General features: G+C 37.3%; 17 protein-coding genes. 9 read left to right on the top strand and 8 right to left on the bottom strand.

The window, feature by feature from the left end; genetic code table 11:
* Window positions 1-72: 72 nt before the first annotated feature.
* From GD597_RS10435 to GD597_RS10420, 4 genes are all read right to left on the bottom strand, one after another.
* The gene (locus GD597_RS10435; RefSeq protein WP_171607788.1) at window positions 73-2,124 is read right to left on the bottom strand and encodes an LTA synthase family protein; all 2,052 of its coding nucleotides are present in this window, start codon (window positions 2,122-2,124) and stop codon (window positions 73-75) included.
* A 91-nt stretch (window positions 2,125-2,215) separates the two neighbouring features.
* Window positions 2,216-4,126, bottom strand: coding sequence for a hybrid sensor histidine kinase/response regulator (locus GD597_RS10430; RefSeq protein WP_171607787.1), 1,911 nt, complete (start codon window positions 4,124-4,126; stop codon window positions 2,216-2,218).
* 259 nt (window positions 4,127-4,385) lie between these two features.
* Window positions 4,386-9,209 (bottom strand): PKD domain-containing protein, encoded by a 4,824-nt coding sequence (locus GD597_RS10425; RefSeq protein WP_171607786.1) that lies wholly within the window; start codon window positions 9,207-9,209, stop codon window positions 4,386-4,388.
* A 450-nt stretch (window positions 9,210-9,659) separates the two neighbouring features.
* Complete coding sequence (locus tag GD597_RS10420; protein ID WP_171607785.1) at window positions 9,660-10,412, bottom strand: sulfite exporter TauE/SafE family protein; 753 nt, start codon at window positions 10,410-10,412, stop codon at window positions 9,660-9,662.
* A gap of 363 nt (window positions 10,413-10,775) precedes the next feature.
* Here GD597_RS10420 and GD597_RS10415 point away from each other — a divergent pair, with 363 nt between their 5' ends.
* A complete protein-coding gene (locus GD597_RS10415; RefSeq protein ID WP_171607784.1) occupies window positions 10,776-11,474 on the top strand; it encodes a c-type cytochrome domain-containing protein in 699 nt (232 codons plus the stop codon).
* 188 nt (window positions 11,475-11,662) lie between these two features.
* Here GD597_RS10415 and GD597_RS10410 read toward each other — a convergent pair whose 3' ends face one another.
* On the bottom strand, window positions 11,663-12,934 hold the full coding sequence (locus GD597_RS10410) for a sterol desaturase family protein (protein ID WP_171607783.1): 1,272 nt from the start codon (window positions 12,932-12,934) through the stop codon (window positions 11,663-11,665).
* 342 nt (window positions 12,935-13,276) lie between these two features.
* Here GD597_RS10410 and GD597_RS10405 point away from each other — a divergent pair, with 342 nt between their 5' ends.
* From GD597_RS10405 to GD597_RS10395, 3 genes are all read left to right on the top strand, one after another.
* A complete protein-coding gene (locus GD597_RS10405) occupies window positions 13,277-13,888 on the top strand; it encodes a DUF3347 domain-containing protein (RefSeq protein WP_171607782.1) in 612 nt (203 codons plus the stop codon).
* A gap of 437 nt (window positions 13,889-14,325) precedes the next feature.
* On the top strand, window positions 14,326-15,054 hold the full coding sequence (locus GD597_RS10400; RefSeq protein WP_171607781.1) for a sugar transferase: 729 nt from the start codon (window positions 14,326-14,328) through the stop codon (window positions 15,052-15,054).
* A gap of 97 nt (window positions 15,055-15,151) precedes the next feature.
* Window positions 15,152-16,261: a UDP-galactopyranose mutase gene (locus GD597_RS10395; protein WP_171607780.1), complete on the top strand. Its 1,110-nt coding sequence runs from the start codon at window positions 15,152-15,154 to the stop codon at window positions 16,259-16,261.
* Window positions 16,262-16,312: 51 nt separating this feature from the next.
* Here the strand turns inward: GD597_RS10395 and GD597_RS10390 are convergent, their stop codons facing one another.
* The 3 genes from GD597_RS10390 to GD597_RS10380 form a co-directional block, all read right to left on the bottom strand.
* Window positions 16,313-16,612: a hypothetical protein gene (locus GD597_RS10390; RefSeq protein WP_171607779.1), complete on the bottom strand. Its 300-nt coding sequence runs from the start codon at window positions 16,610-16,612 to the stop codon at window positions 16,313-16,315.
* 21 nt (window positions 16,613-16,633) lie between these two features.
* Window positions 16,634-17,740: a hypothetical protein gene (locus GD597_RS10385; RefSeq protein ID WP_171607778.1), complete on the bottom strand. Its 1,107-nt coding sequence runs from the start codon at window positions 17,738-17,740 to the stop codon at window positions 16,634-16,636.
* Between the two features lie 411 nt (window positions 17,741-18,151).
* On the bottom strand, window positions 18,152-19,087 hold the full coding sequence (locus GD597_RS10380) for a hydrogen peroxide-inducible genes activator (protein ID WP_171607777.1): 936 nt from the start codon (window positions 19,085-19,087) through the stop codon (window positions 18,152-18,154).
* 158 nt (window positions 19,088-19,245) lie between these two features.
* Between GD597_RS10380 and GD597_RS10375 the strand changes: the two genes are divergently transcribed.
* The 5 genes from GD597_RS10375 to GD597_RS10355 all read left to right on the top strand — a co-directional run bounded on the left by GD597_RS10375 (window position 19,246) and on the right by GD597_RS10355 (window position 24,875).
* The gene (locus GD597_RS10375) at window positions 19,246-20,559 is read left to right on the top strand and encodes a gluconate:H+ symporter (RefSeq protein WP_171607776.1); all 1,314 of its coding nucleotides are present in this window, start codon (window positions 19,246-19,248) and stop codon (window positions 20,557-20,559) included.
* Between the two features lie 17 nt (window positions 20,560-20,576).
* Window positions 20,577-21,038: a RidA family protein gene (locus GD597_RS10370; protein WP_171607775.1), complete on the top strand. Its 462-nt coding sequence runs from the start codon at window positions 20,577-20,579 to the stop codon at window positions 21,036-21,038.
* Window positions 21,039-21,179: 141 nt separating this feature from the next.
* The gene (locus GD597_RS10365) at window positions 21,180-22,283 is read left to right on the top strand and encodes a D-TA family PLP-dependent enzyme (RefSeq protein WP_216368560.1); all 1,104 of its coding nucleotides are present in this window, start codon (window positions 21,180-21,182) and stop codon (window positions 22,281-22,283) included.
* A 122-nt stretch (window positions 22,284-22,405) separates the two neighbouring features.
* On the top strand, window positions 22,406-23,482 hold the full coding sequence (locus GD597_RS10360) for a dipeptidase (RefSeq protein ID WP_171607774.1): 1,077 nt from the start codon (window positions 22,406-22,408) through the stop codon (window positions 23,480-23,482).
* A gap of 103 nt (window positions 23,483-23,585) precedes the next feature.
* A complete protein-coding gene (locus tag GD597_RS10355) occupies window positions 23,586-24,875 on the top strand; it encodes an acetyl-CoA hydrolase/transferase family protein (protein ID WP_171607773.1) in 1,290 nt (429 codons plus the stop codon).
* Window positions 24,876-24,994 lie beyond the last annotated feature (119 nt).

The raw sequence follows: 24,994 nt of genomic DNA, 5'->3' as shown, positions 1-24,994 counted from the left end.
ACCGGCGATGCCATATGCACTGCTGCTTATGCAATAATTTTATTTTATTAAACTTATTAAACTGAACTAATGCTAGTGTGGAAAATAGGTGTTGTAAATTGAATCTGGAATTAATTTGGCGCCATTCGTGATTTTATTGTTTTTGCTTTTGAATAAACTAAAATCGGTTTGAAGTTTATTTTGATTTTCTGCATTTGTTGAAGCACTTTCATTCATATTTTCTGACAGGCTAAAAAGGTTGCCTTCGTTTAAATGAAAATTACCTTCTATATAATCAAGTAAATCGTTTTTGGTTTGCATTAATGCATACTGATGATTGTTTGCGAATTGCCTGGAAGTATCTAAACCTGTGCCAAGCCAGGAGGTAAGTGTGGGTTGTTTAAAATTATAATTGCTGTGTAAAAAAGCCAATAGGGAAGGGGTAATATCTACATGTGCAGAAATGGATGAAAAGGTGGCTGTTCTTTTTAATAGTGGCGAATATATAATTAACGGCACATGATAACGATCTATTTTAGAACTGATAGGAATTTCGGGCATACGGTGGTCGCCGGTAATGACAAAGATGGTATTGTTATATTCTTTTTTGGTTTTATAGGCGCTAAAGAATTGTTGTAATGCCTTATCGGTATACATTATACTGGCATACTGTGCTTTGTATTTACGGTAATTGTCCATTTCCTGATCGGAAAATTGTTGTTGTTTTAGCCTTTGTTCAAAAAGTTTATAATAGGTGTCGGGGTTGTTTATAAGAAACGGGCTATGCATAGAAACCGTTAAAAGAATATCAAGATTGGGTTTGGTATTGTTGGCATTATCGTGCAATTCCATATATCGTTTGAACAGATTCTCATCCCCATAGCCCCAGGTAAAGCCTTCTGATGAAGCTGGCATTTTTGCATATGTTTTAGGAAAAGTTGCTTCATCATTCACAGCCCCAATTCCATTTTTTTGGAGAAATAAGCTCATGTTGTCAAAGTGTGCATCGCCACCATAATAAAATGCGGAATTGTAGCCATTAAGTTTTAAAAGACTTATAAGGGATAGATGGTTAGGCATATTATTACCTAATTCATTAAAACCGTTTTTGGCAAAAGGCAATGAGCCAAGTATTGAGGGAAGTACTGCAAATGTTCTGCCCCCCTGGCTTACAAAGTTTTTCCAGTAAAGGCTTTGATTTGATAATGAATCTAAAAATGGCGTGAAATTACCCAGATAGGCACCATCATTGGCAAATGCCCGGCCTAAACCTTCTACCAGTATGATAACGATATTGGGTGGTGTTTCGCCTTTGTTTATAAAGGGGCTTAATACATCGCTGGTGGTTTCTTTATGTAAAAAGGGATAATTTTCTTCATCAACATAGGAGAATTTTCCATTTTCAGATTCTGATGCGAAGTAGCCACCGGTATAGCTTTGCGCAAAAATTGCTGCATCTTCATCGGCAGAGGTAAAGAAATGTTGGAAGGTAGTAGAAAGAAAGTAATCGTCTTTGTTTACGGAAAGATTTTTAGTGAATTCGGTTTTTAAAATTGACTGGAATGGAGTTGGCCTGATATTGGAAAATACATATAGTAGGGAAATTAGCAGTAAGAATAGTGCTGGTTTAAATGATAAGGAAAACCTGTGTTTTGCTTTCTTTAACCCTATTATAACTAATGCTATTGCTATAAGAACGGTTAAGATATATGTGAAATTTAGACTACCAGATGCACCAACTGTTTGCTGTATATCTGCTGCAGAATATCCAAACAAATCCGCACCTAAAGGAACGAACGCCGTGTTGAAATATTTGATTAATGAAATTTGCCCGATAGTTAAAAGGATGAGGCAGATGCTGATAATGGTATAAGCAAGGCGACTGGAAAAGTAATGTACAAAAACAAATATTAGGTATAAAACACTATAACATTTTAGCCAAAAAAGTGTAGCATTAAATATGCTGGCAACAATTACATAAAATGCTTCATTGTTAAGATCGTTGTTAACGGTGTTTAGCACTATTTCGTACATACTTAGTAGCAGTAATAGTAATAGCCAAACCATAGAAATACCCGAAAAAGCAATAAGAGAATTTTTAAATTTGGAAATGAAAGTTGGTTTTGTGGTGATAACTTCTTTCATAGATTGGATATTGTTTGGATGATTGATATGTTGCTAAAGCAAAAGGTTCACCTGCAACAAAGTTTGGATAACGGATTTTTTATTAAATATACTATAATTTATTTATAACATTCGTACACGCACTTTCAATTGTTTTAAAATATTGGGTAATAATATCAAGGTCAATCTGATCTTTGGCCTTTGCTTCCATAATACTTAAGGGTTTTAACAATACGTCAAGCCCCATCATGCCAATTGAAGATTTTAATTTATGTGATAATGAGCGGATAGTAGTATAATCGGCCTTTTCAATAGCATTCCCCAGCTTTTCCAGTTCCGGAGGTACAATAGTTTTAAACATATTGATCATCTCCTTTTCAAATTCTTCATTGCCATCCGCAATTTCCTTGATCATTTTTAAATCAGGAGTTATATTATCTATGTCAATTGAAGATTCATGTGGTGCCATGGCATTTATGGTTACAAATTCTGCAAGTTTATTATACAATTCAGTTTGTTTAAAGGGTTTTAGAATATAATCGTTCATGCCTGCTTCAAGGCATTTGCTTTCGTCTATCAAAAAGGCATTGGCCGTCATTGCTATTACCGGGAGCCTTTTTTTATTATAGGTTTTTCGAATAGCTGCTGTTGCGGTATAACCATCCATTTCGGGCATTTGAATATCCATAAGCACCAGGTTAAATTGTTCCTTTTCTAAAAGGGCAAGCGCTTCCAGCCCGTTATTGGCAATACTGGTGGTAATATCCCATTTTTTCATTAGGTACTTTAACTGCAATTGGTTTATTTCATTATCCTCGGCAATAAGCACATGTAGTGATGATAGTTTGCCGGTTTTACTGTTGTCATTAGTTTCCCTGTTAGCCAAATCAGCAGCATCGTATACAGATAGGGGTAGCCTTACAACAAACATGGCGCCCTTACCTGGTGTAGTTTCTACCATAATTTTACCCGCCATAGAATTTACCAAAATGCTGGTAATACTAAGCCCTAAACCAATACCTGTGTATTTTCGGTTCTTTTCATTGTTGCCCTGATTAAAACTTTCAAAAATGGCTTCTTTTAAACCGGGTTCTATGCCAATTCCTGTATCGGTAATCACTATGTCAACAATATAAAAATCAGATTGCCTGCTAACTGCATTTATCTTAACTTCTACACTTCCTTTTTCAGTAAATTTTACTGCATTGCTTGCCAGGTTGGCTATAATTTGTTGCAGCCGGCGCGCATCGCCAACAAATTGCTGCGGCAGGGTTTCGTCAATTTGTACATTAAAAGCAAGTTGCTTGGCTATTGCTTTGGGAGCTATTTCATTCAAAACCTGTTGTATGGTTTCCCTAAAAAAGAAAGGATTTTTTTCAACTGTTATTTTACCTGATTGTATATTGGAAAAATCAAGAATATCATTCAATAAATGTAATAAATGCTCGCTTTGTTGTTGAATAAGCAGCACCAGCTCCTGCTGTTGACTGTCAAGTTTTGTTTCGCTTAAAATATCAGTAAGCCCCATAATGCCATTCATAGGCGTTCTTATTTCGTGGCTCATGTTATTAAGAAAATCGCCTTTTACCTTTAATGCCTGTGCTACTGCTTTTTTTGAATTTTGAATTTTATAGGTAGCATCATAATATTTTAACGCCCAGCGTATGGCATTGGTGAAAACAGGTTTTGAAATTACATCCATATTAAAAACCTCGTAAACACCATACATATAAGCCAGATCAGCAATGTCTTCATCCTCAAACGGAAGTAATAAAATTACTGGTACCTGATCATTGGCTTTTACAATTTGCTTTACCACATCAAGCCCGTTGGCATCTGGTAAATTATAGTCTACAATTATACAATGAAAGTTAGCCGTTGCCAGTTTTGATAAAGCTTCCTGCGATTGTTGAAATGCCGAAACAATGCTATTGTTTTCTGCCTTTATCACAGCATCTTTTACACCTAAGAGGTTCGCCTCTTCTTTTACAATAAGCAGGATATATGGCGTTTCAATTGTCATCAGGGTTAAAATTGTACGGATTTTTTTGCTGTGTTATAACAGTTAAATAAAACTAATAATAAAAATGCTATTTGCCACATTTTCATCTTGTTTTTTGCTCAATATTGTTATAGAGTACAAGTGTGCGACGCAACCAGGCACCATAGAAATAAAATTGCCGGGTACACAATAATTAGTTTATTGAGCCCGGCAAGTGGTTATTGTGTCAGCTTTTCTTGCGTGGCACACTTGTACGCCTGTAATTTACTTCGGCAATATACTACCGTAGTAAGGTAATACTACCCTTAACAGGAATAACTGTATTGTTTTCGCAAATAATTTCTATCATATAAATATAAACATCAGGGTCTACTGGTGAGCCTTTGTAGGTGCCGTTCCAGCCATCACTTGCTTTGTTGGCGGTGGTGTTTTGAATGGCATAAACCTGTTGACCAAGCCTGTTAAAAATCATAAAGCTTTTTATGTTGAATAAGCCATTACCCCTTACATAAAACTGATCGTTTACACCATCGTTATTAGGAGAGAAGGTGTTGGGTATAAAATAATTGTTATTGCCGCAAACTACATTAATAGTTAACTGGGTTAAACTGGTACAACCTCCGTCGTTGGTGGCGGTACAGGTATAAGTAGTAGTTGCTTTTGGTGCAGCCAGCGGGTTGGCAATTAGGGCATTGCTTAAACCGTATTGTGGTGTCCAGCGCCAATACTTAACGTCGGGGGAGGTTACCGCTTTTAATTGAATATTTCCACCACTTGGCATGGTAATTTCCTTTTCTGCAAAATTGATTGCAGGAATGGGGTATACTTTTACATTTATTTTTCCTGTATCGCTAAAGCATTTTTTATAATCACTGCCAATTACGGTATAGGTCATGGTAGTGTCTTTACCAGGGTTACAAACAGGGTTGGCGGCATTGGCATTGCTAAGATATAAGCTGGGATACCATTGATAATTATCGGTACCATTGGCTGTAAATTTAATTTGCTGGCCCAAACAAATGGTATCACTTCTTGAAACAGAAACGGAAGAAGGTTGTACCACCGTAATTTTAACAGAGTCTGTGGCCCTGCAACCATATTGGTCTTTACCAAGCAAATAATAATATCTGGTACTATCTGGAGATACCACCGGATTTCTGCAATCTACACACTTGATAGAAATATCAGATTTCCAATTGTAGGCATCAATATAACTTGGAGCAAGCGCATAACTGGTATACCTGCAAATTACTGTATCTATCCCGGCATCAAGAAATGGCAAGGGCCTGGCATTTACATCCTGATATACAGTGGTGGCGCATCCACTACTGTTGGTGGCGGTTAATGAAACCTTATATAAGCCGGCAGTTTGGTATACCATCGAATCTACCTTTTTATTGGTATTGGTAATGCCGTTTTTAAAATCCCATATCCATGCAAGTGCAGAAGTGTCTTTTATATCTTCATTTCCATTTATATTAAAATAATCCTGTACACAATAATCGCTTTTTGCACTAATACTTATAACCGGACTTGCTACAACTTTTATAGGTTGGGTAAAATTAATACTGTCTTTACAGCCATGCAGTGTAGTGGTTGTCATGGTTATATTATAAGTGCCGGTAGTATTAAACTGATGGTATACTTCCATACCATTTAAAACTGAATTATTATTAATATTCCATTGTGTTTTGGTAATACTATCGTTGGTGGCTGAGAAATTGGTAAATAAAACGGCACCAGAATCGCAAATTACCAGTCTGTCAGCTTTAAACTGTGTATTCAGGTCAAAAACCTTAAGGGTGTCTTTCCCAATAATAGGCACTTTGCAGCCATCTATATCGGATAATATTATTTTGGGAACAAATTCACCAGTGGTATAACTGTGTTTAACCACGTTTAGATTATTTGATTCAGTTGTGCCATCACCATAATCCCAATAATAGCCGCTTGCATTTTTGGAGTTTACTTTTATGGTTGAAACAAATGGCAAACAAACAGCTGAGCTATCGTATTGTAATTGCCCGGTAGGCCCTTTAATGGTAATGGTTCTTACAAGAGAATCTGTACAAACACCATTGCCGCTAATCACCAGTTTGGCTTTATAAATGCCGGGATAGGTATATAAATGTGTTGGTGATAATTGGTTTGAAAAACTGCCATCACCAAAATCCCAGGTTAGCGTATTATATAAGGAAGAGCTGTTGGTAAAGTTTACCATTAATGGTGGGCAAACCGCAAATGAATCACTGATTGAATAGTTGATTTTAGGAAATGCAACTTTTACATTAAATGGAGCATGTACAGAATCCATACAGCCATTGATATCTTTTATGGAGAGTACTGGTGAGTAGGTGCCAGGTATTGTATAACCATAAGTTGGATTGGAATATCCGGAAATTTGGTAGCCATCACCCATATGCCATGTATAGCTTAGGCTACGGCCAGTGGAATTATCAGTAAACTGAATATTTTTTCCGGGGCAAACTATACTATCACTTAAACTAAAAGCACTATAAGGTCTGGTAATAAGAATAAGATTTGATTTACCCATACTGTCAGTGCAACCAAATGCATCTTTTATTACAAGGCTTGCACTAAAGTAGCCGGTATCTTTATATTGATGGGAAAAACTAACAATTGGAGTGGTGTTTTTTTGAGTATTACCATCACCAAAATTCCATGACCAAGATACAATTGGATATTTTGTGGTGTTTACTGATGCGTCTAAAAAATCAATACTATTATTTTGGCAGGCGCCTGTAACCGAAGTTTTAAAATTAGCCACACCACCATATACATGTATCGTATCTGAAAAAATTATGGTGTCGCTGCAATTATTTTTATCCAGCAAAATAGCAGTTATTTTATAATCACCAGAATTGGTGTAGGTATAAGCAGTATTAATAGAACTGGTGGTAAAAATATCCCCATTACCCATATTCCAGGTGATGGCAGAGAAGTTTGCAGCATCTACATTTAATATATTCAGGTTAATATTTTCATTGCGACAAAATTCGGTTTTAGAAACTGCAATAGCACCTTTATCGCTAATTACCCTTACAGTTGAAGTGGTTGAATCATTACAGGTTCCGTTAATGGAATGCATTGTAACTGTATAAATACCTGAAGTATCAAATGAATGTAACGGTGTTAGGGTATTATCAGTTGTACCATCACCAAAATCCCATATTCTGGTTAACCCAGCCACAGAATTATCGGTAAAACCTACATCAGTTTTATTTATACAAGTTTGCGTAAAACTAAACCTGGCTTTGGGTCCTTTTACATATACAATATTGGTTTTGGTGATTGTATCGGCACACAAATTATTAAACGCTTTTAGGGTTATTGAGAAATAACCGGTATCAGAGAATCTTAATTTGGTGAAACTATTACTGCCGGGCTCAATTGCCATACCATTCCATTGTAAATAATCAATGGGGCCATTGGTAGAGGTACTGGTGGCAGTAATAAACTGGTTATAACATATTGCCGTATCACTTACGGTAAAATCAGCGGTTGGTCTATGACCAAGTGATATTGCCTCTGGCATAGTATAAGTTGCGCTACAACCGTCAATAGTTTCTATGGTAACAGTAATAATATAATTACCCTCTTTTGTATAAATATGTGTAGGGTTTGCCAAAGTAGAAGTGGCACCATCTCCAAAATTCCAGTTGTATTTGGTTATGCTGTAAATGCCATTAACCATTACCTGTGGGTCAATGGTTAATGGAATACATTTTCTTTTGTCGTTAATACCGCTAATACCTGTAATAGTCATTGGTGAAAGAACAACACAATTGTTTATGGTTTTTGTGTCTGTACAGCCATATTTATTGGTAGCTGTAAGTGTTACATTGTAACTGCCATAAGCCGTATAATTATTTGGTGGTATTACACCTGATGCTGTTTTTCCATCACCAAAATCCCATTTATAGGTGTTGCCGGATCCGGTTGATTTGTTTTGAAAAGTAGCTTTAAATGGAATAGCGCAGCTAACTGAGTCTAAAGCGCCAAACGCAGCCACCGGCCCCGATACAACAGTAATTTTTTTGATTACAGAATCTGAGCATCCACCTGCAAAATTACTTACCATTAGTACCTGATATGTGCCCACAGTATTATAAGTATGGCTACCATTTACGGCAGTTGCGCTTGAACCGTCACCAAAATCCCAAACAACTGAGGCGGGACTTGGATTTGTTGTACTGGTAAATAAAACATTGGTACCTAAACAGGTAGTATCTGCTGCGGTAAATGATGCCTGCGCATGTAAAATGGTAATTTGTTTGGTGATAATATCGGTACAGCCATTGGCATTGCTTACGGTTAACTTAACTGAATAAGTGCCTGTCTTGTTATATATATGCGATGGTGATGTTTGGGTACTGCTGGTAGAATCTCCAAAATTCCAGTTGTATTTTAAAACACCTGTTCCCTTACAGTTATTGGTAAATTGTACTGGTGAGGGAAAATTGCACACATCCGGACTAACATAACTAAAATCGGCTGTTACGCCATCTGATGCATTAATAGCCGCCGGTTTGGTAATTTCATTTTTACAACCAAAGCTGTTGGTAACCTGCAACACAACAGTATTGCTCCCCGATGTTGTATACACATGTGAAGTATTTGCAGTACTTGCTATATTACCATCTCCAAAATCCCAAAACCAATTACTTATTGTGCCGGCGCCAGCTTTACTTTTGTCGGTGAAATTTACTGTTAATGGTATACATCCGGTTGGGTTGGAGATGCTAAAATCAGGTGCCGGTTTATCGTAAACATTTATGTAGGCGGTTTTTATAATGCTGTCCTTACCACCAGTTTTGGTAATTACCAGTTTTACTGTATAACTACCGGGATTAAAATATACTGTATTAGGGTTTTGTGCGGTGGTTACTACACCATTTCCAAGATCCCATTTATAGCTGGTGGCGCTACCAGTAGAAACATCCTGAAAATGCACAATCAGGGGGGCACATCCTGCAGTTTTATCAGCAGTAAACCCAGCTTTTAGTTGCGCATTTGCCAGGCCGGCAAAAAGTATTGCAAAGGCAAATATCAATAGTTTTTTATACGATAGGTAGGGTGTCATGTTAGTGATTTTTTTCTAACCCGTTAACATGTAAACGGTTGTTGTTTACTGGTTTTACAGGGCTTCTTTAAAATCTTACACGAAGTTGTTATAAATACATAAGTAGTATAGTAGTAGCCGAAAAGGTATTTGTGTAGTATAAATTCGATGACAAAAATTAGCGACAGAAATAGCCTATTATATTGATATTAAGCCATTTACATTTGTGTATTTTATTTGCTATGTTGCATTTGAAATAGGGCGTTGCCCAAAAGGGCCGGGCTTTACGCTACAAGTCCTCGCTGTGCTGTGGGCTTTACGCTGCAATCCCTAACGCAATACAAAAATTGGGCAAGCGAAATTAATAGCATTTTTTAGCTGGGTTATAACCCAAACCCTGCAGTGTGCGACGCAAGTATAGCCCAATGCTTATACTAAAGCCGGGCCCATAAAAATGATACTGTGTAATATTTATTGGTGCGTAAAAAACCAGATGGTGAGAAAAATTCCAACGGTAATAATAAAACGGTTTAACAACACAGCCGATATTTTACTGCCAATAAAGGCGCCGGTATATCCGCCAATTATACCACCTACCAACATTACTACTGCTACTGGCCAAATTACTTGTTGGGTAACAGTAAATAATACAACAGCAGCCCCATTTATAAGGGCAGCCAATACTGTTTTTAAGGCATTCATTTGCAACAAATCTGTAAAACCCATCAGGTGAAAAGCAGCGAGCATTAATATGCCTATTCCACCTCCAAAATACCCTCCATATACCGCAATTATAAATTGCAATATATTAATAAAAGCTGCATTATTAGCTGATGCGGTACCAATGGTTTTATTGCCTGCCAGTTGTTTTTTAAACGCCAGCAATAAGGTGGCAATCAGCATTAAATAGGGTAGAATTTTTTTTAAAATATCAGATGGTGTTATTAATAAAAGTACGGTGCCTGCTATACTGCCCACCAGGCTAATTATGGCAAATGTGATAAGTTTTTTCTTGTCTATTTGTAGTTTTTTGCGGTAGGTAAAAGCACTGGAAACAGCACCTGGCCATAATGCTACTGTACTGGTGGCATTTGCATTTAAAATTGGTACACCTGCAAATATTAAGGCGGGAAAAGTAAAAAAACTGCCCCCGCCGGCAATGGCGTTTATTACGCTGCCAATAAAAGCACTAAAAAATAATAATATATATACCGTTATACTCATTATAGATTTTATTAGGTTGCAAGATAGTTGCTAAAAAATAATTTTTGTTTTGGTATTATTAAAAATTATTATAACTGATTGTTGAATGTAGTACCTGCTACTGTTTAATTATATATATCAGATAAATTCTATACCGGTTCAGCAAAGTTTTAGCAGTGTTGAGCTGGAATAAATGCGGGGTAAGTAGGTTGTGTATTTTTCTTTTGTTAAAAATTACGTTCTTCAATTATTAGTATTTCCACCCTTTAATATTCCTCAATTACAACCTGATTGTTAAGTTATTAAACCAGCTGTTAAACTGAATGGCTATGTGTAGCACATTTTTTTAATGGCACTCAACTATTTAACCAAACCGCGACGAATATGAAAAAATCAGCATTGTTATTTGCAGTTATATTACTGCTGTTTTTTGCCTGCCAACGATCCGTAAATTCACCGGATATTAACCAGACAAAAGCTTACCAGGACAGTATTGCAGCCCAGGATTTGCTGGATGCTAAAGCCCCGCCAGTATGTTTTGAAGGAGAAGTGTTACCTATTTTCCAGAGTAGTTGTGCCAAAAGTGGCTGTCATGATGCAAAATCGCATAAAGAAGGTTATGTACTTGATTCGTATAATAATATTATGAAGAAAGGTATTGTACCCTACCACCCGCAGCAGAGCGAAGTATACACAGTAATTGCTGAAGGTGAGATGCCTCCAAAAGGTAATACCAAACTTACCACTGAGCAGGAAACTTTGATAAGAAGATGGATAAGGCAAGGTGCAAAAAATACAACTAATTGTTCTGCCTGCGATACATCTGTATATACCTATAGCGGAGGAGTGGCGCCTATTATGACAAATAATTGTATTGGTTGCCATAGTGGTAAAAATGCGTCTGCCGGTATTGACCTTTCAGTGTACTCAGGTGTTCAAACAGTAGCTTTAAATGGCCGTTTGGTTGGATCTATTACCCATGCGCCTGGTTATTCTCCAATGCCACAAGGTTCTCCTATGTTGAGTGATTGCAATATTACCCAAATTGAAAAATGGGTAAATGCCGGAGCTCCAAATAATTAGTTTTAAATGTATTTGGCTGTTTCGTGTTGCGCAATGTTAATAGTGTACAAGTGTGCGACGCAAGTAAAGTTGAGTTGATACCTGTCAGCCCGGTACATAATAATGTATATATAATAAGTCAGCAATCAGTTAATGATTAACAATAAAAAGGCCTGCTATTAGCAGGCTTTTTTATTGCCCAATTTTTATTAGGCAATTGCTTCTACCGTGTGCTGGGTTTTAAATTCCACAAAGTATATCCAAATACTTATACCAATAGATAAAATAAAATAAGTTGCCAATGCTATGGTAATAATGGGGGAAAGCTTGTTAGCTCCAAACCAATCGCCCATATATATAATAATAGCCAGCCCTAAAATACATTTCGCAATTTCGTACAACACTGCATTGGTATTTTTATCCATTAATTCTGTAAACGAATACACATAAACAAATATAAATGCACCATAATAAAACATGTTCGGCGTACCAATTGTAGCAATATTGGCAAATAAATAGCTGATGATTAATAATAACGCTATCATTTGTACCCAAACCCAGTAATACAATTTATTGGTGTGTGAGGTGGCATACTTATTAAAGTGGTATACGTCCTCAATTTTTTGTACGGGATATTTTTGCGCAACATCTGCTGGTCGCCAGCCAGTTGGCATAAACCAAATGCGTAGTTTATCTTTTATGGAATTGGTTCTCCATGCATCTTTAATTAATAACCACATATGCTGGAAATTAATTTTAATGGGGTTCCATGTTTGTACCGGTCTGGTAATGCCATAAACTGGTGGCACATGCGCTAATTCTTCCTGAAATGTGCCAAATAATTTATCCCAAAAAATAAAAATCTGGCCCATATTTTTATCTATATATTCCGGGTTTATAGCATGGTGAACCCTATGATGAGAAGGTGTAACCAAAAATTTCTCTAAAATGCCCATTTTATTTATATGCCTTGTATGATACCAGAATTGGGCAAATAAATGAAGTGGGGCTACTACTGCAATTACATTTGCCGGTACACCCAATAAGGCTGCAGGTATTAATAAAAACGAAAATATGCGTACAAAAACTGAAATACTTTGTCTTAATGCACAGGCCAAATTAAATTCTTCACTGCTATGGTGTACAATATGGCTATTCCACAAAAAATTTATTTTATGGTCAAACCGGTGTACCCAATAACCGGCAAAGTCGAGCACCAAAAAGCTAATACTGTAAACAAGTAAACTGTTTTCAACATGGTAAATTGCAATATGGTTAACCAGCCATTCATACGATAAAATGGTGATGCCGATTCCTAAAACATCTTTTGTTACATTGGTAATACCACTGCTAAGGCTGCTAATCATATCCATGCCGGTAACAGTATCCATTCCCTTTCTCCAGCCATACCATTTCTCAAAAAGCACCAACAATAAAAATGCGGGCATTGCAATCAATAAAATTTTTCCGTAAGCTTCCATAAATGGCAATTTTTGCAATCAGTAAAATCAAATGTACAGCTTTAGCAAAAGCATATACTATAATCAGGATGATAAGTTAACAGTAATACCTGAAAATAAAAAGCATATTGGGCGTTACCCTTTAGGTCGGGCTTTCCGCTGCAAGTCCTCGCTGCGCTGCGGGCTTTCCGCTGCAATCCCTAACGCTTTGAAACAAAATTAAAATAATCTACAAGAACTGTTATCCTTTTTGCCAGGTTTACGATTAATTATATGCAGATGCAGAAACACGAACTCAACTCATTTTAATTTTTAAAATATATTTCCTGATTGAAGAATTGGTAAATTTGTTTAAAACTTTACATGAAAAAAGGATTAGGTATCATAGGATTTGCAATAGTTATTTTGGCGGTTTATTTAGTGGTTTTCAACAAATCTGAAAATGAACCTGGTGAGCCTAAACAACAGGCTTTAACACAAAGTACAAATAGTGATATGTTTAATAATTCTTTTTCAAATATGCTTAACGCCTATTTTGACTTAAAAGATGCATTTGTAAACTGGGATACTATTAAAATAAATGGTTCAGCTAAATTGTTTCAAGCCTCTTTAAAGGCAATTAACTATGAAACATTAATGGCCGATACTACAATTTTGGCAACCGCAACAGATTTTTCTAATAATACTATTGCAGAAACAATCAATCTGGCGAATGCTGAAACAATAGTTTTAAAAAGGCATTTTTTCTATGATATTAGTGAAAATGTATATAATCTAATTAAAACAGTTAGATACGATCAGCGGGTAATCTATCACGAAAAATGTCCAATGGCTTTTAACGATAAAGAAGAAGCTTACTGGATTTCAGATACAAATGCAATAATTAACCCTTATTTGGGTAATAAGCATCCCATATATAAAAGTGCTATGCTTAATTGCGGTAGTGTAGAAGATTCAATTGATTTCAGGCCTTAACCAAGCTTGGAAAAGTGTGCTTGTTTTCACTTTTTATGTTATGATATTGTTTCCTCTAACTTCTAAAAGTTTCAAAAAAAAATGCTATTAGTGGTGGAGTTTTAGAATAATATTTTTGCAAAGTGTTGTAAATAAATTTATTATAAATACATTTTTTTGTTATGTACTGTATAAATACTAAATTTTATTAATATTTTTTTAATTGAGAAATTGGAATAAAAATTGATTTTCTTTTGTCTTTTTTCTAACGAATTTTTCAAATCATTGATAAATGTTTTGATATAACTGATTTTTTTTTGAAAAATTCAAGCAGTTTATCTAATTTGAGTGAACTATTTGAAATTTTCTAATCAGTGTTAAAAAAATCATAATGCATTTTCAAATCTCTTATCTTTGGAACATATCCTGAAAGCACCAAATTAAAAACGACATAATCTATGGAAGTAAACCTTCTTCACAAAACAACTGGAATTAATGAATCTGTTCTGCACATTCATCTTGAATCAACGTATCCTGAAAAGAAGCGTTTGATTGAAGAGTCTTTGGAGAAAAAAAGTATTCAGGTAGGGCTTAAAAGACTATTTGACATCGTTACATCAGGTTTACTTATTATTTCTTTAGCACCTGTTTTAATCACAGTTGCAATTATTGTAAAATTCACCTCACGTGGTCCCATTCTATATTCAAACGAAAGAGTTGGTTATAGGGGAAACCATTTCAGATGTTTCAAATTCAGGTCAATGGTTACCGACCAGAGCGTTAAAAAAACTGATTACGAAGTAGCTTTGGCAGGTCAGGAAAAGGGAATATTGCATAAAGTTAAAAACGACTCTCGTATTACATGGATTGGCAAAATAATACGCCAAACAAGTATAGATGAATTGCCTCAGTTGTTTAATGTATTTATCGGCGATATGAGCATGATCGGCCCAAGACCACTTGTTCCATTTATGTTAAAGCATTTGCCTGAATTCAGAGAAATCCGATGTTTGGTTCGTCCGGGGATTACCGGATTATGGCAAATCAGAGATCGTGTTAATAATACCAGCGCTGAATTTATGATTACCCATGATACAGAATACATCGAGAACTACAGCTTATTTCTTGATATGAAAATCTTAATTAAAACTCCAATTGTGGTAATTACAGGCGATGGGGCTTATTAATTTCAATTCTTGCATTAAATTTTTACACATTATATTACACGCTTGTCCTCTTTGAGGTCAGGCGTGTTTAATTTTAACACTATTATTACTAACCACTATGATTAAAGCAGACTATGTAATTGTTGGCTCAGGCTTAACAGGAAGTACTATTGGAAGAATCTTAACTGATCATGGACAAGACGTTGTTATCCTTGACAGAAAGGACCATATTGCAGGAAATATTTACGATTATAAGCACGAAGAAAGCGGTGCTATGATTCATAAATATGGGCCACATTATTTTAGATGCGGCTCTGAGAAAATATGGAAATTCGTAAATAGATTTTCTGAATTTTACGACTGGAGTTCTGTATTAATGTCTAAGGTAAACGGAGAGTACCTTAACTGGCCGGTGCAACATTCCTATATTGAAAAAATTGCAGGTAAAGAATGGAATTTGTTTCAGGGCGAACCACAAAATTTTGAGGAAGCCTGTTTGGCAAAAATGCCTGTTCAGCTCTATGAGTTGTTTATAAAAGGCTATACCGAAAAGCAATGGGGTGTAAAATGTGTTGATCTTGATAAAGAACTTGCCACAAGAATTACCATAAACAAATCAAATGTAAACACGCTTACGCCTAATCATAAATGGAACGCCCTGCCAAGAAATGGATATACCGAAATGATGCGCAATATGGTAGAAGGTATAAAAATGCATCTTGAATATGATTACCTGCAGCATAAGGAAGAAGTGGTAGCTAATAAACTACTTATTTTTACAGGTCCCATTGATGAATTCTTTGACTACAAATTTGGTAAATTAAAATACCGTGGTCAACAACGCAGGGTTGAACATTTAACTGATACCCAAGAATATCAGCCATATATTCAGGTAAACTATAATAGCCCTGAAGACCCAAGAATCCGTACCATTGAATGGAAACATTTGATGCATGCTGATGACAAGAAAAATGTAAATGGCACTTTGTTAACTCATGAAACACCATTTACACCAGAATCTCCAAATCAGTATGAATATCCTTTTCCTGATAAAATAAACAAATCGCTTTACGAAAAATATAAAGCCGAATCTGAAACCCTGGACAAGGTATTAATTTGCGGAAGATTAGGTGAATATCGTTATTATGATATGGACCAGGCAATAGGCAGAGCCATGAATTTTGCAACTTCCATTCTGGAAGGTCTAGGTATCACAGAAAAAGAATAAATCCAGTTAAAAATAAAAAAGGCACCATTCTAGTCATAGTGCCTTTTTTATTTAAGATTGTTGTAAAAACGAATCGTATTTACCCGCATTCTGTTTAAAAATATCCTGCTGTTGGGGCGAAAGCAAGTTAATCATCTTTTCTGTCATGGCCTGCCTTGCAGCAAGTATTTGCGACCTTTCTCCACCCGCCGATTTTATGCCAGCCCTTTGTTCTTTAAAACTTTTAAAAAGTACTTTTATTTCATTTGCCTGATTTGTATCAAGCGATAAATCTGTAGTGAGCTGCTGTAATAAATCACCCATTTTACCACCATTATTCCCGCTGCCCAAAAGTTTTTTAAAAAATCCCATTATTGTGTTTTTATTGGTTACTTATTTTGTGTCTTTTCCCGGCATTTTAAAATCAATAATTACCCTGGCATTTTTTCTTTCATCAGATGATATAAATAATTCATACCTTTTATTTCCGGTGGTAATTATCATCAAAGCCGTATTAGGTGCAATAGTTCCAAGGTTATTAGCCACCATTACAATTTCGTGATGTGCATTTTGAATGTCAGAAGTTAAATTAATGGTAATGGGCTGTTTCGTTAGTCCCTTTTTATTCACAATAATTTCATTATTGTCAAATACGGTTATGGTATCGCCATCAATTTCCCCATTATCATATAGTTGAATCAATATATCCGAAGAATTGGTAATAATACTTTTAATAAGTGGATTATCCCTCGTTTTAATCACTTCAGGTACCGGCAGTATTTTTTTGGTAAGTTCTTTATTAATTCGATCTTCTTCTGCCGGCTTGGGTACAAATGGTTTTTTAATGGCAATTGTATCAACACCGGTTTGTCTTGGATTTACAGGTGGGGCTGTAACTGTTTTCTTTTGATTAATTCCCACTTCAGGTTTCTTTTCTGGTACTTGCTTTTTTTGTACAATAGGGTTATTGTCTTTTGGTAAAATGGTAACAGGGGGTTTTACCAAAGGTTTTTTCTTCACCAGAAAATCTTCTTTTTCAAAATCAGATTCAGTTACTTTTTCCAGGTAAACATAACCCGAGCCGCAATCTTTTTTACTTTTTTCGTTTACACTTATAAAAGTTCCCCTTAAAATTTCGGTTTTATCTTCCTTGCTGTAATCAAGATAGCAACTCATTAAACATGGCTCACTTTTATCAGATATTTTTAGTTCTACCAGTTTTAATTCATTAAAAGTCAGGCTTTTGTTCTTAGCATCATAAATTCCCTGAAGAGTGGCTTTTCCATAAAAAACGGTAGTGTGGTACGAGTATGTTACGCCCTGTATACTTTTTTGAGCAGCTTTATTGGCCAGCTGGTTTATTTGAATTTCATATTTATATTGTTGCTTGTAATAACCATAACCCGAGTTAAAATACCCCCGCCAAATACCTGTTATATCCTGCGCATGCAAAAAACCGGCAGCAAACAACAGCACCAATAACAACAAGTGTCTTTTCATCTCACAAATCTATTCTTACAAAAGAACAATGTTTTATAAAAATCCGTTAACATTTGTGTTTTTACTTTTTAAAAACGTATTTTAATTCAGGCTTAAATAAATCGCTATCATGCAAGCAAATGCAATTATTAATGGTAGCCGGGCAATATCCATAATATTTGGGCTATACTTGCGTCGCACTCTTGTAGGGTTTGGTTATATAATGATCTACAACTTGAAATGTTGGGATTATGGTGAATTTGAAGTAACTGTTTCTTGTAATTCCAATTGCTCACAAAAATAGGTCCTGAATCTATTTTAGGGTGAAGATAAAAACCTATGGCATCTAAAAGTTGCACAAAGCAACTAACCGCACAAGAGTGCGACGCAAGCGGCGATGCCATTATAACCTACAGCTAGGCCCACCATGCATTATATATTGATAAGATTGGCGTTTTTATTAAGTTTTACTTTTTGGGGCAGGGAATCAACAATTGATTGCTTAAACATTTCTACCAGTCGTTTTTTTACAAAATGGCGGTGGGTTATTACACTTACTTCACGCACCGGTATGGGCTTTTTGAAGTTGCGTAATTGCATTTTTTGTCTGGGTGTCATATCATAAGTGGCCAGTTCGGGTAAAATGGTGATGCCATCGTTCATATCTACCATGCGGCGTAATGTTTCCAGGCTGCCGGCTTCGTATTCAAAATGGCTGCCTTCCAGGCTTGATTTTCTCAGCTCGCATAAATTTACAATCTGCGACCGGAAGCAGTGACCTTCTTCCAATAACCAAAGCTTATTGGGGTCTATATCCTTATCTAATAAATATGTTTTTTTATAGGCCATATTTTTGCGGGATACATAGGCCACCAATTCTTCGTAAAACAATACATGCTCCTGTATGCCCGGCTCCTGTAGTGGCGTAACTAAGAGCCCAACATCAATTTTTCCTTCTTTTAGCTTGGTAATAATATGCCCGGTGGTAAACTCATTTACAATCAATTTTACCTGTGGGTATTTTTTGGCAAAAGTTGGGATGCACAATGGCAGCAAATATGGCGCTATGGTGGGTATTACACCTACTCTTAATTCGCCATTTATAATGTCTTTTTTGGCGGCAATGTTTTCCGTTAATACATCTCTTTCTGCCAGTATTTTACGGGCTTGTTCAATTATTTCCATGCCGGCAATGGTGGGCAGTACGGGCTGTTTGCTTCTGTCGAATATTTTTACGCCCAGTTCTTCTTCCAGTTTTTGTATTTGCATACTTAAGGTAGGCTGCGTAATAAAACATTGGGTGGCAGCCTGCGCAAAATGGCGGCAACTATCCAGGGCTACAATATATTCCAGCTGTACAAAAGTCATACTTATAGTTTTTGTCTATTGAAATGTAAAATTAATCAATTAGGCTATGGTAATGGTAAATGGCTGTTGGGTGTTCTTTATTTCCCGGGGGTAAAATAAAAGGCATTGAAAATTTGCAGATGGCTTTTTTGTTTATCTTTAAATTTCACACACTTGCTATGTCGCTGATTATACTATTGCTTGGCATTGTTTTATTGGTTCTATTAATTACCTGGGCCAGGTTAAATGCGTTTTTATCTTTTATAATAGTTGCTATTTTAATTGCTTTATTTAATGGCATGCAAGTGCCTGCCATCGCGGCTTCGCTGCAAAAAGGCATTGGCGATTTATTGGGTTCTGTGGTAATTATTCTTGGTCTGGGCGCCATGTTGGGTAAACTGGTGGCCGAAAGTGGTGCCGCCCAAAAAATAGCCGATGGCTTAATGAAGGCTTTTGGCCAAAAATACCTGATTTGGGCACTGGTATTAACCGCATTTATAATCGGTATTCCCTTGTTTTATAATGTAGGTTTTGTGTTAATGGTGCCACTAATCATTACCATTTCTGCCAAATATAAATTACCGGCAGTATATGTTGGGTTGCCCATGCTGGCCGCTTTGTCGGTAACACATGGGTATTTGCCGCCGCACCCATCACCATTAGCGCTGGTATCACAATACCATGCCGATCTTGGTTTAACCATGCTGTATGGGTTTATTGTGGCCATACCTGCTATCGTTATTGCCGGACCTATTTTTGGGTCAACACTAAAGCAATTTAAATCGCAGCCGCTGGCTGCATTTGCAGGTAAAGAAATTCCTGAGCATGAATTGCCGGGATTGTTTACCAGCTTATTTACTGCATTTCTGCCAGTTATATTAATTGCTGTAGGCACTATTATCAAGTTAATGGCATTAACGCCCAATGTTATTGTGAATACTTTAATAGCCATCAGCGACCCAATCTTTGCATTAACCATTACCATTATCGTAGCCATTTATACACTGGGCATCAACAGAGGCAAATCTGTAGTTGCGATAATGGGTTCCTTAACTGATGCTGTAAAGGATATTGCCATGATTATCCTGATTATTGGCGGTGCAGGTGCCTTAAAGCAGGTACTTACCGATACCGGTATCAGCAATCAGATTGCAGGCATTTTGCAGGGCATGCAAATTCACCCTTTGCTGGCAGCCTGGAGTATTGCAGCTATCATCAGGGTTTGTTTGGGCTCGGCCACTGTGGCTGGTTTAACAGCAGCAGGTATTGTAGCGCCATTAATTGCGGCGACAGGGGTAAACCCCAATCTTATGGTGCTAGCCACAGGTGCAGGCAGCCTCATGTTCTCTCATGTAAACGACCCCGGCTTCTGGCTGTTTAAAGAATACTTTAACCTATCGTTTAAAGACACTATTAAAACCTGGAGCATTATGGAAACCATCGTTTCCGTCGTAGGCATTATTGCCGTATTTATACTGAGCTATTTTATTTAATAACCAATATAATTTTTATGACACCGGACGAAAGATTTGAAGCCCTGCAACTGGAATTACCCCCTGCCGCTACTCCCATGGGTGTATACAAGCCACTGCTTATTGATGGCAATCATTGTTATGTATCGGGCCATGGTACTTTAAAAACAGATGGTACCATGATAGTTGGCCGCATAGGGGTTGATATGGATAAAGAAGCCGGTAAACTGGCTGCGCAACAGGTTGGCTTATCCATTTTGGCTACCATCAAGGCGAATTTGGGTTCTCTCAATAAAATTAAAAGGGTAATTAAAGTGTTGGGCATGGTTAATTGCGATGCCGGTTTTGAACAGCATCCCTATATCATCAATGGCTGTAGCGAGTTGTTTGCAAAAGTTTGGGGTACCGATAATGGCGTTGGCGTAAGAAGTGCGGTAGGTATGGGCTCCTTGCCGGGTAATATTCCGGTAGAAATAGAAGCCATGTTTGAGATTTTTTAAAATTATGTAGCCGGCAGTTGATTAATCATGCGGCTTTACTTGCCACGCTCGGTTCAGGGTTCCGTTGGTATGGCAGCCGTAAATACAAATTGCAGATACCATTGCCTTTTAGGTAATTTGCACACTTTAAAATTACATATAATGGACTGGTACCAAATTGAAAATATAGCCACAATAGATTCACCCGCATTGGTCGTTTACAAGCAAAGGGTACAGACTAATATTGCCCACTTATTACAAATGGTGCACCAGCAAACAGATAAACTTAGGCCCCATGTAAAAACCAATAAAATTTCAGAAGTATGCCAAATGTTATTGGATGCAGGCATTACAAAATATAAATGCGCTACCATTGCAGAGGCAGAAATGCTGGGGCTTCTACATGCTCCTGATGTATTGCTGGCTTATCAGCCAACTGCAGCCAAAGCAGCCCGGCTTTTTGCTTTAATATCCGCCTATCCACAAACTCATTTTTCCTGTTTGGTAGATAATCTGGCAACAGCCACTTTATTATCAGCTATGGCAGGCGAAAATAAAATGGTTTTATCTGTTTTTGTTGACCTAAATACAGGCATGAACCGAACAGGTATTAAACCAACTGATGCAACAGCACTTTGTCAACAAATACAGTCATTACCTAATGTACATTTAACCGGTTTGCATGGTTACGACGGCCATATTAGAGATACCAATGTAGCAGACAGGCAACAGCATGCGGATAATGCATTTGCAACTATTATTGATGTTGCAGAGGCCATAAATAAAGAAGGTGAACCACCTTTAACCATTGTGGCTGGTGGATCTCCAACCTTTCCCATGCATGCGGATAGGGCAGGGGTTGAATGTAGTCCCGGCACTTTTGTTTTTTGGGATTGGGGGTATAAACATACCATGCCCGATGAACCATTTGAATATGCTGCACTGGTTATTACAAGGGTGGTATCTATTATTGATCAAACTAGTATCACTACTGATTTGGGACATAAATCCGTCGCCGCAGAAAACCCCATGCCAAGGGTGTATTTTTTAAATGCTCCTGAAGTAACGCCCATCGGGCAAAGTGAGGAGCACTTGGTTGCTAAAGTGCCTGATGCTACCAAATATCAGGTTGGGGATGTTTTGTATGGCGTTCCCTTACATATTTGCCCTACGGTTGCTTTATATGAAACTGCTGTAGTGATAGAAAAGGGATTGGCCACCACCACATGGAAAGTAGTTGCCCGTGACAGAAAAATTACCATTTAAAAATGGCTGAATAGCGATCAGGAACCTGAAGAGTGCGACGCAAGTAAAGCTTATACTTGGTTTGCTGCCGGGCCCCAAATAATAATTAAGTATTTCGTTTTTTATTGACCAATATCTATATCATGTTTACAATTGATGCTCATTTAGACCTTAGTATGAATGCCATGGAATGGAACCGTGACATTACATTACCCGTATATGCAATTCGTGAAAGAGAAAAAGGACTAACTGATAAAGCAGACAGGGCGAAGGGCACCGTAGCTTTACCAGAACTGCGTAAAGGCGAAATAGGCCTGGTGGTAGCCACCCAAATTGCCCGTTTTGTTGCACCTGATAATCCATTACCGGGTTGGCATAGCGCTGCGCAGGCCTGGGCCCAAACACAGGCACAACTGGCATGGTATAAAGCCATGGAACAGGCTGGTGAAATGGTAATGATTGCGAATACCAAAGCCCTTGATGCGCATATAGCTTTGTGGCACGATGGTACGCCTAACGATAAAAAGCCCATTGGATATATATTAAGCCTGGAAGGTGCCGACTCACTGATTAATCTCGATTATTTACATACGGCTTATGGCTATGGCTTAAGAGCGCTTGGTCCGGCACATTATGGCCCGGGGCGTTATGCAAATGGTACAGATGCTACCGGCCACCTAAATGCCATGGGTCGGGATTTATTAAAAGAAATGGATAGCCTGAATATGATATTGGATGCTACCCATTTATGCGATGATGCTTTTTGGGATGCGATGGATTTGTTTAAGGGCCATGTATGGGCCAGTCATAATAACTGCCGTTCGCTGGTAAATCATAACAGACAATTTAGCGATGATATGATAAAAGTGTTAATTGAGCGTAATGCGGTGATAGGTGCTGCATTTGATGCCTGGATGATTGTGCCGGATTGGATAAGGGGCAAATCATTGCCCGAACAAATGGATTGTACAATTGATAAGATACTTGACCATTTAGACCATATATGCCAGTTGGCAGGGAATACTCTTCATGTGGGCATGGGTACCGATTTGGATGGAGGTTATGGCAGGGAACAAAGCCCCTATGATCTTGACACCATTGCCGACCTGGCCGGTATTCCTGAAAAACTTGCCAAAAGGGGATATACGGTAGCAGATATTGAAAATATAATGCATGGTAACTGGTTGCGTTTTTTACATAGAGCGCTGCCCGATGCGTAGTTGAAAGCAAAATGCATATAATAAATTATTTTAATTAGCTATATCAATGATTAATGTCATATTATAAAATAGTTGACGCTTTTAGCTTTGTAAAAAATAGTTTATGAAAGCCAATATTACATACGTAAGCCCGGAAGAAGCCTTATCCATTGTTCAATCAGACTATCGGTTATTTATTCAGGGAAGTGCACACACACCTACTTATCTATTAAAAAATCTTGCTAAAGAAGCCTATCGGCTAAAGAATGTAGAAATTGTTTCTATTACGGTATATGGAGATGTATATGTAGATAAGCCAGAATTTAGCGAGAACTTTTATATTAATTCTTTATTCGTTTCTGCCAGTGTGCGTAATGCTGTAAAAGACGGGTATGCAGATTATGTGCCTGTATTTTTAAGTGAAATACCGGAATTGTTTAAAAGAAATATTTTACCCATTGATGTTGCAATAGTACATGTAAGTACGCCAGATGAGCATGGCTATTGTTCCCTGGGTGCCTCAGTTGATATTGCCCGTAGTGCTGTAAATACTGCCAGAAAAATTATAGCCCAGGTAAACCCTAATGCTCCAAGAACCCATGGTGATGGATTGATTCACTTTAGCAGGTTTGACGCAGCAGTATACTGTGAAGACCCCATGCACGAAACCAGTTTTAGCGAAAAAGTTGGACCCAACGAGAAACGCATAGGCGAATATATTGCCGAACTAATTGAGGATAAAAGTACGCTTCAAATGGGTATCGGCGCCATCCCGGATGCGGTGTTGGGTTGCCTGCTCAACCATAAAGACCTTGGTGTACATACCGAAATGTGCTCAGACGGTATTATTCAATTAATGGAAAAAGAAGTCATCAATAACCGGTATAAAAAAATCCATCCCAATAAATGTGTTACATCCTTTGCATTAGGGTCTAAAAAATTATACGATTATATAGATGATAATCCGGCATTTGCTTTTTTGGATATTGATTATGTAAACGATCCGCATGTAATTCGCCGTAACAATAAAGTTATTTCCATTAACAGTGCTATTGAAATAGATTTAACCGGTCAGGTTTGTGCCGATTCTATTGGCACATTGCAATACTCTGGTGTGGGTGGGCAAATGGACTTTATGCGGGGTGCCGCATTAAGCGAAGGTGGTAAACCCATCATCGCCATTCCTTCAAGAACAACCAAAGGCGTATCGCGTTTGGTGCCTACTTTAAAGCCTGGTGCAGGCGTGGTTACTACAAGGGCGCATATGCACTATGTGGTAACTGAGTATGGTGTGGCCTATTTATTTGGCAAAAACCTGCACCAGCGTGCCAGGGCTCTTGTTAATATAGCCCACCCCGATGATAGGGAAATGCTCGAAAAAGCCTGCTTCGAAAGATTTAAAAGATTTTCTTAACCGCAGTTTTTTAGCCAAAGTGTAGTTTATATATTAGGCTTTACTTGCGTCGCACTCTTGTGCTATAGGTAATACTATGCAGCTTTTACAACTGCATAGTATTTTTATTTTATGCCATA

This window comes from Limnovirga soli (assembly GCF_013106755.1).
GTDB classification, from domain to species: Bacteria; Bacteroidota; Bacteroidia; order Chitinophagales; family Chitinophagaceae; genus Limnovirga; species Limnovirga soli.
This window is presented reverse-complemented; position numbering and strand designations above follow the sequence as displayed.